At 74.8% G+C, this 13,945-nt stretch carries 14 protein-coding genes; 10 read left to right on the top strand and 4 right to left on the bottom strand.

Annotation, left to right across the window (positions count from 1 at the left end; all coding sequences use genetic code 11):
• Positions 1 to 8: 8 nt before the first annotated feature.
• The 4 genes from ABZ793_RS19915 to ABZ793_RS19900 all read right to left on the bottom strand — a co-directional run bounded on the left by ABZ793_RS19915 (position 9) and on the right by ABZ793_RS19900 (position 5,871).
• Positions 9 to 1,232, bottom strand: a complete 1,224-nt coding sequence (locus tag ABZ793_RS19915) for an MFS transporter (protein ID WP_357459198.1) — start codon at positions 1,230 to 1,232, stop codon at positions 9 to 11.
• A gap of 65 nt (positions 1,233 to 1,297) precedes the next feature.
• Positions 1,298 to 1,879, bottom strand: coding sequence for an isochorismatase family protein (locus ABZ793_RS19910; protein ID WP_357459195.1), 582 nt, complete (start codon positions 1,877 to 1,879; stop codon positions 1,298 to 1,300).
• A gap of 13 nt (positions 1,880 to 1,892) precedes the next feature.
• On the bottom strand, positions 1,893 to 3,179 hold the full coding sequence (locus ABZ793_RS19905; RefSeq protein ID WP_357459193.1) for a nicotinate phosphoribosyltransferase: 1,287 nt from the start codon (positions 3,177 to 3,179) through the stop codon (positions 1,893 to 1,895).
• Positions 3,180 to 3,195: 16 nt separating this feature from the next.
• Positions 3,196 to 5,871, bottom strand: coding sequence for a LuxR C-terminal-related transcriptional regulator (locus ABZ793_RS19900; protein WP_357459190.1), 2,676 nt, complete (start codon positions 5,869 to 5,871; stop codon positions 3,196 to 3,198).
• A gap of 204 nt (positions 5,872 to 6,075) precedes the next feature.
• Between ABZ793_RS19900 and ABZ793_RS19895 the strand changes: the two genes are divergently transcribed.
• The 10 genes from ABZ793_RS19895 (at position 6,076) to rdgB (ending at position 13,923) form a co-directional block, all read left to right on the top strand.
• Positions 6,076 to 7,629 carry a hypothetical protein gene (locus tag ABZ793_RS19895; RefSeq protein ID WP_357459187.1) on the top strand — a complete coding sequence of 518 codons (1,554 nt, stop codon included), beginning with the start codon at positions 6,076 to 6,078 and terminating at the stop codon, positions 7,627 to 7,629.
• Positions 7,630 to 7,777: 148 nt separating this feature from the next.
• Positions 7,778 to 8,068, top strand: coding sequence for an ATP-dependent Clp protease adapter ClpS (gene clpS / locus ABZ793_RS19890; RefSeq protein ID WP_350702872.1), 291 nt, complete (start codon positions 7,778 to 7,780; stop codon positions 8,066 to 8,068).
• Positions 8,069 to 8,070: 2 nt separating this feature from the next.
• Positions 8,071 to 8,565: a DUF2017 domain-containing protein gene (locus ABZ793_RS19885; RefSeq protein WP_176737528.1), complete on the top strand. Its 495-nt coding sequence runs from the start codon at positions 8,071 to 8,073 to the stop codon at positions 8,563 to 8,565.
• A 53-nt stretch (positions 8,566 to 8,618) separates the two neighbouring features.
• Positions 8,619 to 9,107 carry a M67 family metallopeptidase gene (locus tag ABZ793_RS19880; RefSeq protein WP_350676806.1) on the top strand — a complete coding sequence of 163 codons (489 nt, stop codon included), beginning with the start codon at positions 8,619 to 8,621 and terminating at the stop codon, positions 9,105 to 9,107.
• A 73-nt stretch (positions 9,108 to 9,180) separates the two neighbouring features.
• The gene (locus ABZ793_RS19875; protein ID WP_350702868.1) at positions 9,181 to 9,516 is read left to right on the top strand and encodes a MoaD family protein; all 336 of its coding nucleotides are present in this window, start codon (positions 9,181 to 9,183) and stop codon (positions 9,514 to 9,516) included.
• Positions 9,517 to 9,526: 10 nt separating this feature from the next.
• A complete protein-coding gene (locus tag ABZ793_RS19870; RefSeq protein ID WP_350702866.1) occupies positions 9,527 to 10,492 on the top strand; it encodes a pyridoxal-phosphate dependent enzyme in 966 nt (321 codons plus the stop codon).
• 292 nt (positions 10,493 to 10,784) lie between these two features.
• Complete coding sequence (locus ABZ793_RS19865) at positions 10,785 to 11,531, top strand: MBL fold metallo-hydrolase (RefSeq protein ID WP_357459182.1); 747 nt, start codon at positions 10,785 to 10,787, stop codon at positions 11,529 to 11,531.
• Between the two features lie 83 nt (positions 11,532 to 11,614).
• Positions 11,615 to 12,448 carry a hypothetical protein gene (locus tag ABZ793_RS19860; RefSeq protein WP_357459179.1) on the top strand — a complete coding sequence of 278 codons (834 nt, stop codon included), beginning with the start codon at positions 11,615 to 11,617 and terminating at the stop codon, positions 12,446 to 12,448.
• A gap of 73 nt (positions 12,449 to 12,521) precedes the next feature.
• Positions 12,522 to 13,250 carry a ribonuclease PH gene (gene rph, locus ABZ793_RS19855; protein WP_357459177.1) on the top strand — a complete coding sequence of 243 codons (729 nt, stop codon included), beginning with the start codon at positions 12,522 to 12,524 and terminating at the stop codon, positions 13,248 to 13,250.
• Between the two features lie 52 nt (positions 13,251 to 13,302).
• Positions 13,303 to 13,923 (top strand): RdgB/HAM1 family non-canonical purine NTP pyrophosphatase, encoded by a 621-nt coding sequence (gene rdgB, locus ABZ793_RS19850; protein ID WP_357459175.1) that lies wholly within the window; start codon positions 13,303 to 13,305, stop codon positions 13,921 to 13,923.
• Positions 13,924 to 13,945: the final 22 nt, after the last annotated feature.

Below are 13,945 nucleotides of genomic sequence, written 5' to 3'. Positions count from 1 at the left end.
GGGCGGGGTCAGGTGGCGGCGAGCGGGGCCAGCTCGGGCTCGGATTCGGGGGTGGCCGGGGTGGTGGCGCGGCGGCGACGCAGCTCGATCGGGAGCACGGCCAGCGCCACCAGCGCGCCGATCGCGCCGGTGACCGCGAAGCCCCAGGCCGGGGCGGAGGCGTCGATCACGGCGCCGGCGAGCGGGGCGCCCACCGCGATGCCGACGGTGACCGCCGAGCCGTGCAGGCCCATCGCCTCGCCGCGGACGGACGCGGGAACGAGCCGGCTCACCGCGTCGGCGGTGGCCGCGAGGGTCGGCGCGCAGAGCGCCCCGGCCGGGATCAGCGCCAGGCAGAGCAGCCACCAGTGCGCCCCGCCCAGCCCGACCGGGATGGTGCAGAGGCTGAGCGCGGCCATCAGGGCCAGGGGCGAGAAGGAACGGCTGACGGCTCCGTACGCGAAGCCGCCCACCAGCGAGGCGACCGCCCACACGGCGAGTACGGCGCCCGTCCACCCGACGTCGCCGCTCTCCCGGAGCACGGCGACCACGGCCACGTCGGTGCCGCCGAGCACCAGCGTGCCGGCGGCGCTGATCGCCAGCACGGCGAGCAGCCGCGGGGTGAGCCACGCCCGACGGGGCACCCTCGGCTGCGGCCCGGTCGGCTCACCGCCGCCCCGGACGGGCGGGTTCAGCAGCCAGAACGCGATGCCGGAGGCGACGATCCCGGCGCCGACCAGATAGAGGGTCGTCCGGGCGGAGATCGCGGTGACCGCCGCCACGGCCAGCGCCGGGCCGACCATGAACGACAGCTCCACCGACATCGAGTCCAGCGCGTACGCGGGGCGGCGCCGCTCCGGCGGCACCATCGCCGCGATGGACTGCCGGACGACCGAGAAGATCGGCAGGGCCAGCGAGCCGGCCAGGAACGCGGCCGGCAGCAGCAGCGGGTAGGGCAGCATCGGGGCGGTGGACCAGAAGAGCGCCTCGGCGATCCCGGTCAGCACGAGCACCGGCCGCAGGCCGCGCCGGTCGACCAGCCGGCCGAGCAGCGGGCCGCCGATGGCGGCGCCCACGGTGATGGCCGCGCCGACGAGCCCGGCCGCCCCGTAGCCGCGCCCGAGGTCGAGCACGACGTAGAACGTCAGGGTCACCCCGGTCGCGGTGAGCGGGACGCGGGCGAGCACCGACACCAGCAGCAACGACCGGAGACCGGGCAGGGCGAGCGCCTCCCGGTAAGGCTTCAGGTTCATGTCGGTGCGTACCTCCGCCGGACATCCTCGGCCCGGGGTACGACACCCGCCAACGATTTACCGCCTCATGCGGCCCTGATCACAGGCTCCCCGCGCAGGGTGACTCCGGCGCCCTCCATCGCCCGCAGCGCCACGTCGGTGGTCGCCGGGGCGACGGCGGCGGTCAGGTCCAGCAGCACGGTGGTGGCGAAGCCCTCCCGGGCGGCGTCCAGGGCGGTGGCCCGGACGCAGTGGTCGGTCGCGATGCCGACCAGCTCGACCGTGTCCACCCCGTGCCGGCGCAGCCAGTCGGCCAGGCACTCGCCGTCGTCGGCGTGCCCCTCGAAGCCCGAGTACGCCGCCGCGTGCTCGCCCTTGTGGAAGATCGCCTCGATCCGGTCGGTCGCCAGCTCCGGGTGGAACTCGGAGCCGGGCGTGCCCACCACGCAGTGCCGGGGCCAGGAGTCGATGAAGTCCGGCGGGTCGCCGAAGTGCGCGCCCGGGTCGACGTGGTAGTCCTTCGTCGCCACCACGCGGTCCCAGCGGCCCGGCTCGGCCGCGAGCAGTCGGGTGATGCCGGCCGCCACGCCGGCCCCGCCGCCCACGGCCAGCGAGCCGCCCTCGCAGAAGTCGTTCTGCACGTCCACGATGATCAGCGCGTTGCCCACTGGAGGGCTCCTTTCAGTCGGCCGGTACGACAGTGACGGGGATGGCGGGGTCGCCACCGGAGAGCTTCAGCCCCTCCCAGGGGATCGAGATGAGGCACTGCCGCAGGTGCTCCCGCGACTCGTCCAGGGTCGGCAGGTCCACCGGCTCGCCCCCGACCAGGAACGGCCGCTGCAGCAGCCGGTCGTTGGGCTGCCGGTCGGGCACGCCCTGCGGGACGATGACCTCCTCGGTGGCGGTGCCGGTCGGCTTGTGCCGGCGTACGGCCACCTTCCGGCCGCCGATGGTGCCCTTGCGCTCGGAGCGCTTGACCACCGCCCGGCCGTCGACCTCGACCAGCTTGTAGACGAGCCCCGCGGTGGGCGCGCCGGAGCCGGTGACGACGGCGGTGCCCGCGCCGTACATGTCGACGGGCTCGGCGGCGAGCGCGGCGATGGCGTACTCGTCGAGGTCGCCGGAGACGATGATCTTGGTCTCGGTGGCGCCGAGCGAGTCGAGCAGCTCGCGGGACTGCTGGGCGATCACGGCGAGGTCGCCCGAGTCGATCCGGACGGCCCGCAGGTCGGGCCCGGCCACCGCGATCGCGTTGCGGATGCCCTCACTGATGTCGTACGTGTCGACCAGCAGCGTGGTCTCCTTGCCGAACGTGGCGACCTGCGAGGCGAACGCGGCCCGCTCGTCGTCGTGCAGCAGGGTGAACGCGTGCGCGGCGGTGCCGGCGGTCGGGATGCCGTACCGCTGCCCGGCGGCGAGGTTGGAGGTGAACCGGAACCCGGCCAGGTACGCGGCCCGCGCCGCGGCCACGGCCGCCTCCTCGTGCGCCCGCCGGGAGCCCATCTCGATCAGCGTCCGGCCGCGCGCCGCGGTGACCATCCGCGCGGCGGCCGCCGCCACCGCGCTGTCGTAGTTCAGCACCGAGAGGACCAGCGTCTCCAGCACGACGCACTCGGCGAAGCCGCCGGAGACGGTGAGGATCGGCGAGCCGGGGAAGCACAGCTCGCCCTCGGCGTAGCCGTCGACGTCGCCGGTGAAGCGGTAGTCGCGCAGCCAGTCGGCGGCCCGCTCGTCGACCACCCCGGTGCGGCGCAGGAAGTCGATCTCGTCGGCGTCGAAGCGGAAGTCGCGGATCATCTCGACCAGCCGGCCGGTGCCGGCGACCACCCCGTAGCGGCGGCCGGCGGGCAGCCGGCGGTTGAACACCTCGAAGACGCAGCGGCGGTCGGCGGTGCCGTCGCGCAGGGCGGCACTGACCATCGTCAGCTCGTAGTGGTCGGTCAGCAGCGCGGGGCGAAGGGTGCTCACCGCCCCAGCCTAGAGTTCACTCCGCCAGGCCGCCCTCGTGGCCCGGGATCGCCCGCAGCGCGGCCCGCAGCTCGGCCCGGCCGGTCACGCCGAGCTTGCTGTAGATCCGTTGCAGGTGGTTCTCCACCGTGCGGGCGGAGAGATAGAGCCGCTCCGCGATGACCCGGCTGGTCACCCCGTCCGCCGCGAGCCGGGCCACCTGCCACTCGCGCTCGCTCAGCGCGGGCGCCCCGGCCTGCAACGCCGGCGTGCGGATCAGGTCGCAGCGGCCGAGCAGCGCGGCCAGGCGTTCCCGGGCCGCGCCCGCCGCCGGGGACCGCTGTCGGCGCAGCCGGTCCAGGGCGGCGGCGGTCGCCTCCGCCGCGTAGACGGCCAGGTCCAGCGCCTCGAAGCCGTCGGCCACCCCCAGCAGGTCGTCGGCGGAGCCCGCCGCGGCGGCGCGGGCGTGCCGGGCCAGCAGCGGCGGCAGCAGCCCGTCGACCCGTTCGGAGAGCTCCGCCAGCCGCTGCGCGACCGTGCGCCGGCTGCCGTCGGAACAGGTCGGGCCGACCGGGGCGGTCGCCCGGTCCAGCCGGACCAGCTCGTACAGCACGTGCACCTCGTGACCGGCGAAACCGTCCGTCCGGAGCCGGTCGGCGAGCTGGACGAGGTGCTTGGCGGCGCCGGGAACGTCGCCGCCGGCGGCGAGCACCGCGCCGCGCGCCTGCTCCAGCCACGGGTACAGCACGGCCATGCCCGGGGCGTGGGTGCGGTCGGCCTCCGCCATCGCCTCGGCCGCCTGCGCGGCGTCGCCGCGCAGGGCCGCCGCCTGGGCCCGTTCGGCCTGGGCCAGGCCGGCGTAGACCCGGCTGGTCGCGAGCACCGCGCACGCCTCGAGACTGGTCCGCAGCGCCGCGTCGCTCTGGCCGCGCAGCCGAGCCGCGTACGCCTGGAGGATGGCCAGGTAGCCGGTGCCGAGCCGGAAGTCCCCGGCACCGGCCAGGTCGGCGAACTCGTCGGCCACGATCGCGTCGATTCCGGCCAGGTCGCCGGCGAGCGCCAGCCGGGTGCCCCGGGCCAGCTCCAGGGCCAGTTGCAGGTACGGCATGTCGGCCCGCCAGCGGCCCGCCTCGGCCTGCACCTGGTCGATCGCGGCGGCGCTGCGGTGCAGCTGCCCCTGCGCCGCCTGGAGGTAGGCGATGGTGCTGCGGGCCAGCTCCCGGGCGGAGACGCTGGCGGCCGGCCGGTCCAGCACCGTCTGCCCGAGCCGCAGCGCGAGGCCGGTGTCCATCCGGTGCAGCCGCATGATGCCCTCGAAGGCCAGCACCCGGGCCTGGTCGGCGGAGTCCTCCAGCGTCGAGCCGCGGGCCGCGATCTCCTCCACCGTGGACTCCCGGCTCAGGCCCCAGTAGCTGACCATGCCCCGCACGGTCAGCCAGCGGCTGAGCCGCCGGTCGCCGTGGATCTCCGCGGAGACCGCGTCGAGGACCGCGATCGCCTCCTCCGGCCGGTCGGCGAACATCAGGATGGTGGCCAGCAGCTCCGCGGCGTCGAACCCGCCGCCGGCGTCGAGCGCCGCGCGGGCCAGCCGGGTCGCCAGCGGTACGTCGTAGCGGGCGAACGCCTGCCCGGCCGCGTCGAGCAGCAGGGTCGGGTCCTGGGCGGTGCCGGAGTCGAGCCGCCAGACCGCCACCCGGAGCAGGTCGTCGCGGCGTCGCTTGCCGATCTGCTCCAGCAGCTCGGCGAGGCGGGCCTCCAGGCGGCGGGTCCGGCTGACCGGGCAGCGGCGGCGCATCACCTCGCCGTAGAGCGGGTGCGCCAGCCGCACGTTGGCGCGCCGGTCGTCGCGCACCACGACGATCAGCCCGCGCTCCTCGGCGTACTCCACGTCTGCCGGGTCCACGGCCTGGTTGAGCAGGTGCAGGCCGAGCGGCTCGCCGAAGGCGACCAGCTCGACCACCGCGCGTACGCCCGGGGTGAGCTGCCCGATCCGGGTGTCGATCAGGTCGGTCAGGTTGGGCGCCAGCTCCAGCCGGCCGGTCCACTTCCAGACCCCGTACGTGCGGGTCAGCTCCCCGCGGTCGGCGGCGAACACCAGCTCGCGCAGCAGCAGCGGGTTGCCCGCCGAGAGCCGGCCCAGCCGGTCGGCGGAGGTGGCGTCGACCGGGCCGTCGAGCATCTCGGAGAGCAGCCGGGTGGTCTCGGCCGGTGCCAGCGGGTTCAGCTCGACGTGGTCGACGAGGTCGTCGGTCCACAGCGCGCGGATGGGCAGCGGGAGCTGCTCGCTGTCGCGCAGCGTGCCGATGACCGTGGCGTTCTCCGCGCGGGCTACCAGGTGCACCAGCGCGGCCGAGGGCGGGTCGAGCAGGTGCGCGTCGTCGATCGCGAGGACGATCCGGCGGCCGGCCGCCTGCTGTTGCAGCACGTCCACCGCCCAGCGCAGGATGCCGGCGGGGGACAGGCCCTGCGGCTGCTCGGCGGGGAGCACCTGGACCAGCCCGCCGAACGGCAGCGCGGCGGTGGTGGCGCTGGCCGCGATCCACCACACCGCGTACCCGTCGCGGGGCAGCGCCGCCACCCCCTCGCGCAGCAGACGGCTCTTGCCGATGCCGGCGCTCCCGCTGAAGAGAAGGCCCCGCCCCTCCGCGCCGGTCACCGCCGACAGCAGGCGGCTGAGCTCATCCCTTCTGCCGACGAAACTCCACCGACTCATCGAGGCAGCATATCCATCGAAATCCGTCCGCGCCCGCATCGTCACGCAGCGAAGTTGAGTAATCCCGTGATTACTCCTAAGTATCCGAGGTGTTCGGGTAGGGGCCCTGGTCGCCCGTAGTCTTTCCGGCATCCGGGGGTGTGACCCGGACGATTCCACGCGGCCTGCCACCGCCGGTCGCCTGCCACGGGAGGCCGCCCTCGAATGAAGCCCGGTCCTCTCCCCGCGGTCGACGTGCCCGATGACATGGCCGGCGCCGCGAAGCTGCCCCACCGCGGTCCCCTGCCCACCAGGCTCGGGGTGACCGAGCCGGGGCCGGAGGAACCGCTGGCCGTGGTCGCCGTCGGCCCGGCCGGCGCGGGTCGGCCCGAGGTGCTCGCCGGCGTGCTCCGGCTGGATCCCGGCATGCTCACCGTGCCGGCCGGGAGCTGGCTGGTGGTCCGGCACTCCCGGGTGCCGACCCGGGCCGCCTACGTGCCCGGCTACCGCCAGCCGCACTCGTACGGAGCCGACCTGCTGGCCGCCGGCCCGGCGCTGGCCCGTCCGCCGCGCCGAGTCGAGCTGAGCGTGCCCGAGCCGCTGCTGCGGCACTTCAGCCTCGTCGACACGCCGGACACGGGCGCCCTCGGGGCGGCCGGCACCCGGCTGCTGCTCGACGCGGCGGGCCGGGCCGGGGCGGTGCTCTTCGTCACCGCCGCCGACCAGGCCTTCACCGCCGTCGAGCTGAACCTGCTCGCCGAGGTGGCCCGTGCCCGCGTGGAGGTCTTCTTCGCGGTCACCCCGGGCGCGGCCGGCTGGGCGCCGGTGCCCGAGGTCCCGGCGGCGACGGAGGGCACGGGGGCGTCCGTCGCGCCGGTCGGGTCGGCTTCCGCGCCGGCCCCGGTGGATCCGGTCGCGGTCACCGTCGAGGCGCACCGGGCAGCCCTGCTCGCCGCCGTCCCGGGGCTCGCCCGCGCCCGCTGGTTCGCGGTCGCCGACGGCGACGGGGCGGACCTGCGCCGGGCCCTGGTGGGCTGGGCCGCCGACGAGGGGCTGCGGCGGGCCAGCGCCGACCCGCCGGTGCTGCCCGGGGCGCAGGGCCGGGTGCCGGTGGCCGCCGACCCGGGCGACTGGTCCGAGCGACTCGACGGCCAGGCCCGCTCCTGGGCCCAGCGCATCCGCCAGCACCTCGCCCTGGAGTTGGCCAACGCCCACCTGCGCGTGGTGCAGGAGATCGTCTTCGGCGTCGGCTGCGCCGGCCTGCCGCAGCTGCTCGACCGGGAGATGGAGGCGCTGTCGCTGCTGGCCACCGCACAGTGCGACCACGCGGTCCACCGGCTCGTCGAGGAGGCCGCCGGCCGCGTCCTCGGCGCGCCGCTGTCCGCAGGCGTGCGCCGGCGCCTCTGCTTCGCGGTGCGCTGGGGGCTGGCCGACCACCGGGCCGGCCACGAGCTGGACCGCGTGCTGCTGGTCACCAGCACCGGCGGCGTGGCCGGGCTGACCGGCGCCGGCGCCACCGACGCGCTGGCGAGCTGCCCGGGCGGCGAACGCGAGGAGGTGCTCCCGCCGGTCGCGGTGGCCCTCTCGGGCGGCTGCTGGCAGCACTGGCGCAGCCCCGGCAACCACGATCCCAACGCCGCCCGCGCCTGGGCCCAGCGCGCACTGCGCGAGATCGAGCTGGAGCTGTCCCGGGAGGTGTCCCGGCGGCTCGAGGTGGTCCGCCTCTCGCTGGACGGGGTGCTCTCCGATGCTGTCGACCACGGCATCCTGCTCGCCTGACGGCGACCGTGTCGTCCGCGCCGCCGGCCCCGCGCCGGGGCCGCCGCGGGCTGCCTCCGACGCGCCCGGCCAGGCCGGACGCGGTGTTCCACGGCGGGCCGGCGTTCCGGTTCCTCGGTTCGCCGGATCCGGTGGCACGATGGGGGGCATGGCGGCTCCGCAGGTTGCACCGGTCGAGACGCCGGACACCGATGAGGTGCCGGCGTCCGACCGGCCGTGGGTGACGATCGTGTGGGACGACCCGGTCAACCTCATGACCTACGTGACCTGGGTGTTCCAGAAGCTCTTCGGCTACAGCCGGGAGAGGGCCGAGCAGCTCATGCTCGACGTGCACCACAAGGGGCGCGCCGTCGTCTCCAGCGGCGCCCGGGAGCGGATGGAGCACGACGCGTCGCAGCTGCACGCGTACGGGCTGTGGGCGACGGTGGACCGGTCGTGAGCATGTTCCGTCGCCAGGGCGACCGCTACGTCGCCACCTTCGCCGTCGACGAGGTCCGGGTGCTGCGCAAGGTCGCCTCCGAGGTGGTCGGCCTGCTCACCGACGGCTTCGACCACTCCGACCCGGTGGTCGGCCGGCTCTTCCCCGACGTCTACCCGGAGGACCCGTCCGGCACCGCCGAGTTCCGCCGCTACACGGAGGGCGACCTCAAGACCGGCAAGATCGACCAGGCCGGCGCGATCCTCGCCGCGCTGCCCGACTCCGCCGGCGGCGAGGTGCGCCTCGACGCGGAGGCGGCCGAGGCGTGGCTGCGGGCGCTCAACGACGCCCGGTTGGCGATGGGCGTACGGCTGGAGATCAAGGACGGCACGGATCTCGGCGAGGAGCTCGACGACGCGGTCGCCGAGGACCCGACCTCCAGCCGGGTGTTCCAACTGTCGGTCTACGCGTACCTCGGGTACCTCCAGGAGTCCCTGCTCAACGCCTTGATCGACTAGGGGTGACCGGCACCACCTTAAGCTGGTGCCCCGTACGCGTTAGGCTGGAGCACGTGCTGAGCATCGACCGGTCGATCGTCGACGCGATCGTCGCCCACGCGCGTCGGGACCACCCCGACGAGGCGTGCGGCGTGGTCGCCGGTCCCGCCGGCAGCGACACCCCCACCCGGCACATCCCGATGGACAACGCCGCCCGCTCCATGACGTTCTACGAGTTCGACTCGATGGAGCAGTTGCGGGTGTGGCGCGAGATGGACGACCGGGACGAGGAGCCTGTCGTCATCTACCACTCGCACACCGCCACGGAGGCCTACCCGTCCCGGACGGACATCTCCTTCGCCGGCGAGCCGGGCGCGCACTACCTGCTGGTCTCCACCCGGGAGCCCGACACGGAGGAGATCCGCTCCTTCCGGATCGTCGACGGCGTGGTGACCGAGGAGCCGGTGCGCATCCTCGACGCGGGGGTGGACCCGCACGCCGTGCAGTCCTACATGTTCGGGCAGAGCCCGGCGACGGTCGACTACGAGTGTTCCGGCCGCTGACCCAGCGCCGCACCACCCGTCCACGTCCCGTCACCTTCCGGCACACCCGATCATCACCGAGGAGCACGACACCATGGCCATCGAGGTTCGCATCCCCACCATCCTGCGTAGCTACACCGGCGGCGCGAAGGTCGTCGAGGGCGCCGGCGACACGCTCGGCGACCTGCTCGCCGACCTGGACTCCCGGCACGCCGGCCTCCGGGCCCGGCTGGTCACCGACACCGGGGCGCTGCACCGCTTCGTCAACGTCTACGTCAACGACGAGGACGTCCGCTTCCTCGGCGCGCTCGACGCCAAGCTCAACGACGGCGACAGCGTGACCATCCTGCCGGCCGTCGCCGGTGGCGCGTTCGGCTTCGCCGCCGCCGCGGCGATCGCCGGCCACCGCGCGTCCGTCGCCGCCGGCTGAGGCGGCCGCGATGACGCGGTACGACAGCCTCCTCGACGCCTGTGGGGGCACGCCCCTGGTGGGCCTGCCCCGGCTCTCCCCGACGGTGCCCGCGGGGGCGCCGCCGGTGCGGCTCTGGGCCAAGCTCGAGGACCGCAACCCGACGGGCAGCATCAAGGACCGGGCGGCCCTGTTCATGGTCCGCGCGGCCGAGGAGGCCGGCCGGCTCCGCCCGGGCGACACCATCCTCGAGCCGACCAGCGGCAACACCGGCATCTCCCTGGCCATGGTGGCGAAGCTGCGCGGCTACCGGCTGGTCTGCGTGATGCCGGAGAACGTCTCGACCGAGCGGGTGCAGCTGCTCCGGATGTACGGCGCGGAGATCATCTTCTCGCCGGCCGCGGGCGGCTCGAACCAGGCGGTGGCCACGGCGAAGCAGATCGCGGCCGAGCACCCCGACTGGGTGATGCTCTTCCAGTACGGCAACGAGGCCAACGCCCGGGCGCACTACGAGACCACCGGCCCCGAGCTGCTGCACGACCTGCCCACCATCACGCACTTCGTGGCCGGCCTCGGCACCACCGGGACGCTGATGGGCACCGGGCGTTACCTGCGCGAGAAGGTCGACGGGATCCAGGTCGTCGCGGCCGAGCCGCGGTACGGCGAGCTGGTCTACGGGCTGCGCAACATCGACGAGGGGTACGTCCCGGAGCTCTACGACGCCACCGTGCTGTCCCGGCGCTTCTCCGTCGGCACCCGGGACGCCGTGCTGCGGACCCGGCAGCTGGTGGAGGTCGAGGGGATCTTCGCGGGCTTCTCCACCGGTGCGATCCTGCACGCCGCCTTGGCGGTGGCGCACGAGGCGGTCCGGGACGGCCGCCGCGCCGACGTGGCGTTCGTGGTCGCCGACGGCGGCTGGAAATACCTCTCCACCGGCGCGTACGGCGGCACCCTCGCCGACGCCGAGGCGGCGCTGGAGGGTCAGCTCTGGGCCTGAGGACGTCGCCGCAGGGTCACCGCCCCGCGCGGTGGCCCTGCGGGCGGCTGCCGGCCACGGTGAGCCCCCTGCTCACTCAGCGCTACCGTCGGGTCTCGGCTCGTCACGCGCCGGCCGCGCGTGGCGCGGCGGGCCCGGGGCGGGTGTCACGTTGGTGACAACTTCCTGTGGATGACTCTTGCCGCCCCGCGTGCCGGCGTAGGCTGCGCAGCGTGGCGCACGCGTCGGTAAAGATCATCGAGAGAGCGACCGTCGGCGCGATCGCTACGCAGCGTGACAGCGAGACCGCTCGATGCGCCTGACTGTGCTGGGCTGCGCCGGCAGTTTTCCCGGCCCCGAGTCCCCCTGCTCTGCCTACCTCGTCGAGGCGGACGGCTTCCGACTCCTGGTCGACTTCGGCTCCGGGTCGCTGTCCAACCTCCAGCGCTACGCCGGGCTGCACGCCCCCGACGCCATCCTGCTGACCCACCTGCACTGCGACCACATCCTCGACGCCGCGTCCTACGTGGTGGTCCGCCGCTACGCCCCGGACGGCCCCTACCCGCCGCTGCCGGTCTACGCGCCGTCCGGCGCGCCCGACCGGCTGGCGGCCGCGTACGGGCAGGAGGACAGCACGGTCGAGGACGTCTACCAGTTCTACGCCCTCCAGCCCGGCACCTTCCCCATCGGCCCGTTCAGCGTCACCGTCGACCGGGTCAACCACCCCGTCGAGACGTACGGCGTCCGGCTGGAGCACGGCGGCCGGGTGCTCTGCTACTCCTCGGACACCGCGCCCTGCGACGCGCTGCTCCGGCTCGCCCAGGACGCCGACATCTTCCTCTGCGAGGCGAGCTACCTCGACGGCGTGGACAACCCACCGGACCTGCACCTGACCGGCCGGGAGGCCGGCGAGGCGGCGACCAAGGCGGCCGTCGGCCGGCTGCTGCTGACCCACCTCGTGGCCGCCTGGGGCAGCGAGGCGATGACCGTGGAGGCGGCCGGCGCGGCGTACGCCGGCCCGCTCGAGGTGGTCCGCGCCGGCGCGACGTACGACGTCTGACCTGGCGCCCCGTCGTCCCGGCCGCTCCGTGGTCCGGCGGGCGGGGCCCCCGAAAAACACGTCGTCCCCCTAGGATCTCGCCGGTGAGCGACTCCCCCTCCGGCGCGGCCGGCTGGCAGCCCCGCCCGCCGACCCCTCCCGCGGGCCCGCCCGGCGCGCCGTACCCGCCCGGCCCGGCCGGGTCCTGGCCGGGCCATCCGGCGCACCAGCCGCCGACGGCAGCCGGACCGCACCCGCCGGCACCCCCGGCGCACGCGTACCCGTATCCGCCGGCGGCGCAGCCGGTCGCCGCGCCGTACCCGCCGTCGCCCGCCGCCGGTGGAGTTCCCGGGTCCGCGCCGATCGCCGCCGGACCCTACCCGCCGGCCGGCCAGCCGGTCGCGTACCCGGCGGCGACCCCCCTTCCGGCGGCCGGGCCCGCCCCGGCGCCGCCGCGCCGGTCCACCGGGCTGCGGGCGTTCTTCGTGGTGCTCGCCGGGCTGCTCGCGATGGGCCTCTGCGCCGGTGGCGGCATCGCGGGGTACGTGGGCTGGTGGGCGCCCCGGCAGGACATGGCCGAGCGAAGGGCGATCTTCGCGGACTGGGGGCGGCCGCACAGCTTCACCTCCGACGGCCTCGTCGAGGGCGACGACGCGACGCTGCAGGTGTACCGGTTCACCTGCCCGCAGGGGCGGTGCCCGGTGGACCTCGGCGAACGGGTGCACGAGTGGCTCGTCGCGGCCGGCGCGCAGGACGCGAAGATCGAAAACGTGACGCGCTGCGTGGCCCAGGGCTTCCAGTACGGCGGCCCCACCTGCACCTGGACGTGGCGGGTGAAGGCGTGCCGGGCGACGGCGACGACGACCGGGCTGGACAAGGTGCCGGTCGGCTGGGACCGACCGCTCGTGCTCAACGTCCGCATCCGGGAGTGCGACTGAGGAGGGACGCACCCACGGCGGGCACCCGGACACCCCGCAACGGGCCGGCCATCGCACCGCATAGGGTGCAGGCATGGCACGACCTGACGGGCGGCGACCCGACGAACTCCGACCTGTGACGCTGACCCGGGGCTGGAGCACCCATCCGGAGGGCTCGGTGCTCGTGGAGTTCGGCGACACCCGGGTGCTCTGCACCGCCAGCGTGACCGAGGGGGTGCCCCGCTGGCGCAAGGGCTCCGGGCTCGGCTGGGTCACCGCCGAGTACGCGATGCTGCCCCGCGCCACCAACACCCGCTCCGACCGGGAGAGCGTGAAGGGGCGCGTCGGCGGGCGTACGCACGAGATCTCCCGGCTGATCGGCCGGAGCCTGCGGGCGTCGATCGACCTGAAGGCGCTCGGCGAGAACTCCATCGTGCTCGACTGCGACGTGCTCCAGGCCGACGGCGGCACCCGCACCGCGGCGATCACCGGCGCGTACGTGGCGCTGCACGACGCGGTGACCTGGCTGGCCGGGCGCAAGGCGCTGGCCGGCAAGCCGGAGAAGGTGATGCACCGCTCGGTGGCGGCCGTCAGCGTCGGGGTCATCGACGGCGAGCCTCGGCTGGACCTCAACTACGCCGAGGACGTGACCGCCGAGGTCGACATGAACGTGGTCTGCACCGGCGCCGGGGAGTTCGTCGAGGTGCAGGGCACCGGTGAGGCGGGCGTGTTCGCCCGCGAGCAGCTCGACACCCTGCTCGACCTGGCCGTCGCCGGCTGCGTGGAACTGGCCGAAGCCCAGCGGAAGGCTCTCGGGTCGTGAGCGCGAGGAGTGAGCTTGCGAGCCCCGCAGTCGCGAACAAAGGTGAGGTCTGATGAACAAGGTGCTGCTCGCCACCCGTAACCGCAAGAAGCTCATCGAGCTGCAGCGGATCCTCGACGGCGCGCTCGGCGCGCACCGCGTCGCCCTGGTCGGCCTGGACGACGTCGAGGAATACCCGGAGCTGCCGGAGACCGGCCTCACCTTCGGCGAGAACGCCCTGATCAAGGCGCGGGAGGGCTGCCGGCGCACCGGAATGCCGACGATCGCCGACGACTCCGGCCTCGCCGTCGACGCGCTGAACGGCATGCCGGGGGTGTTCAGCGCCCGCTGGGCCGGCCGGCACGGCGACGACCATGCCAACCTCCAGCTGGTGCTGGACCAGATCGCGGACCTCGGCGACGAGCACCGGGGGGCGTCCTTCGTCTGCACGGTGGCGCTGGTGCTGCCCGGCGGCAAGGAGCACCTGGTCGACGGCCGGCAGACCGGTCGGCTGCTGCGCTCGCCACGTGGCGACGGCGGCTTCGGCTACGACCCGATCTTCCTCGGCGACGGGCAGGAGCGGACCAACGCCGAGCTGACGCCGCAGGAGAAGGACGCGGTCAGCCACCGCGGCAAGGCGCTGCGCGAGCTGGCCAAGCTGGTGGCGAAGGTGCTGCCCCCAACCACCGCCTGAACGCCGACGGGCGGGCCACCGG

This window comes from Micromonospora sp. NPDC047465 (assembly GCF_040643125.1).
GTDB lineage: Bacteria > Actinomycetota > Actinomycetes > Mycobacteriales > Micromonosporaceae > Micromonospora.
This window is presented reverse-complemented; position numbering and strand designations above follow the sequence as displayed.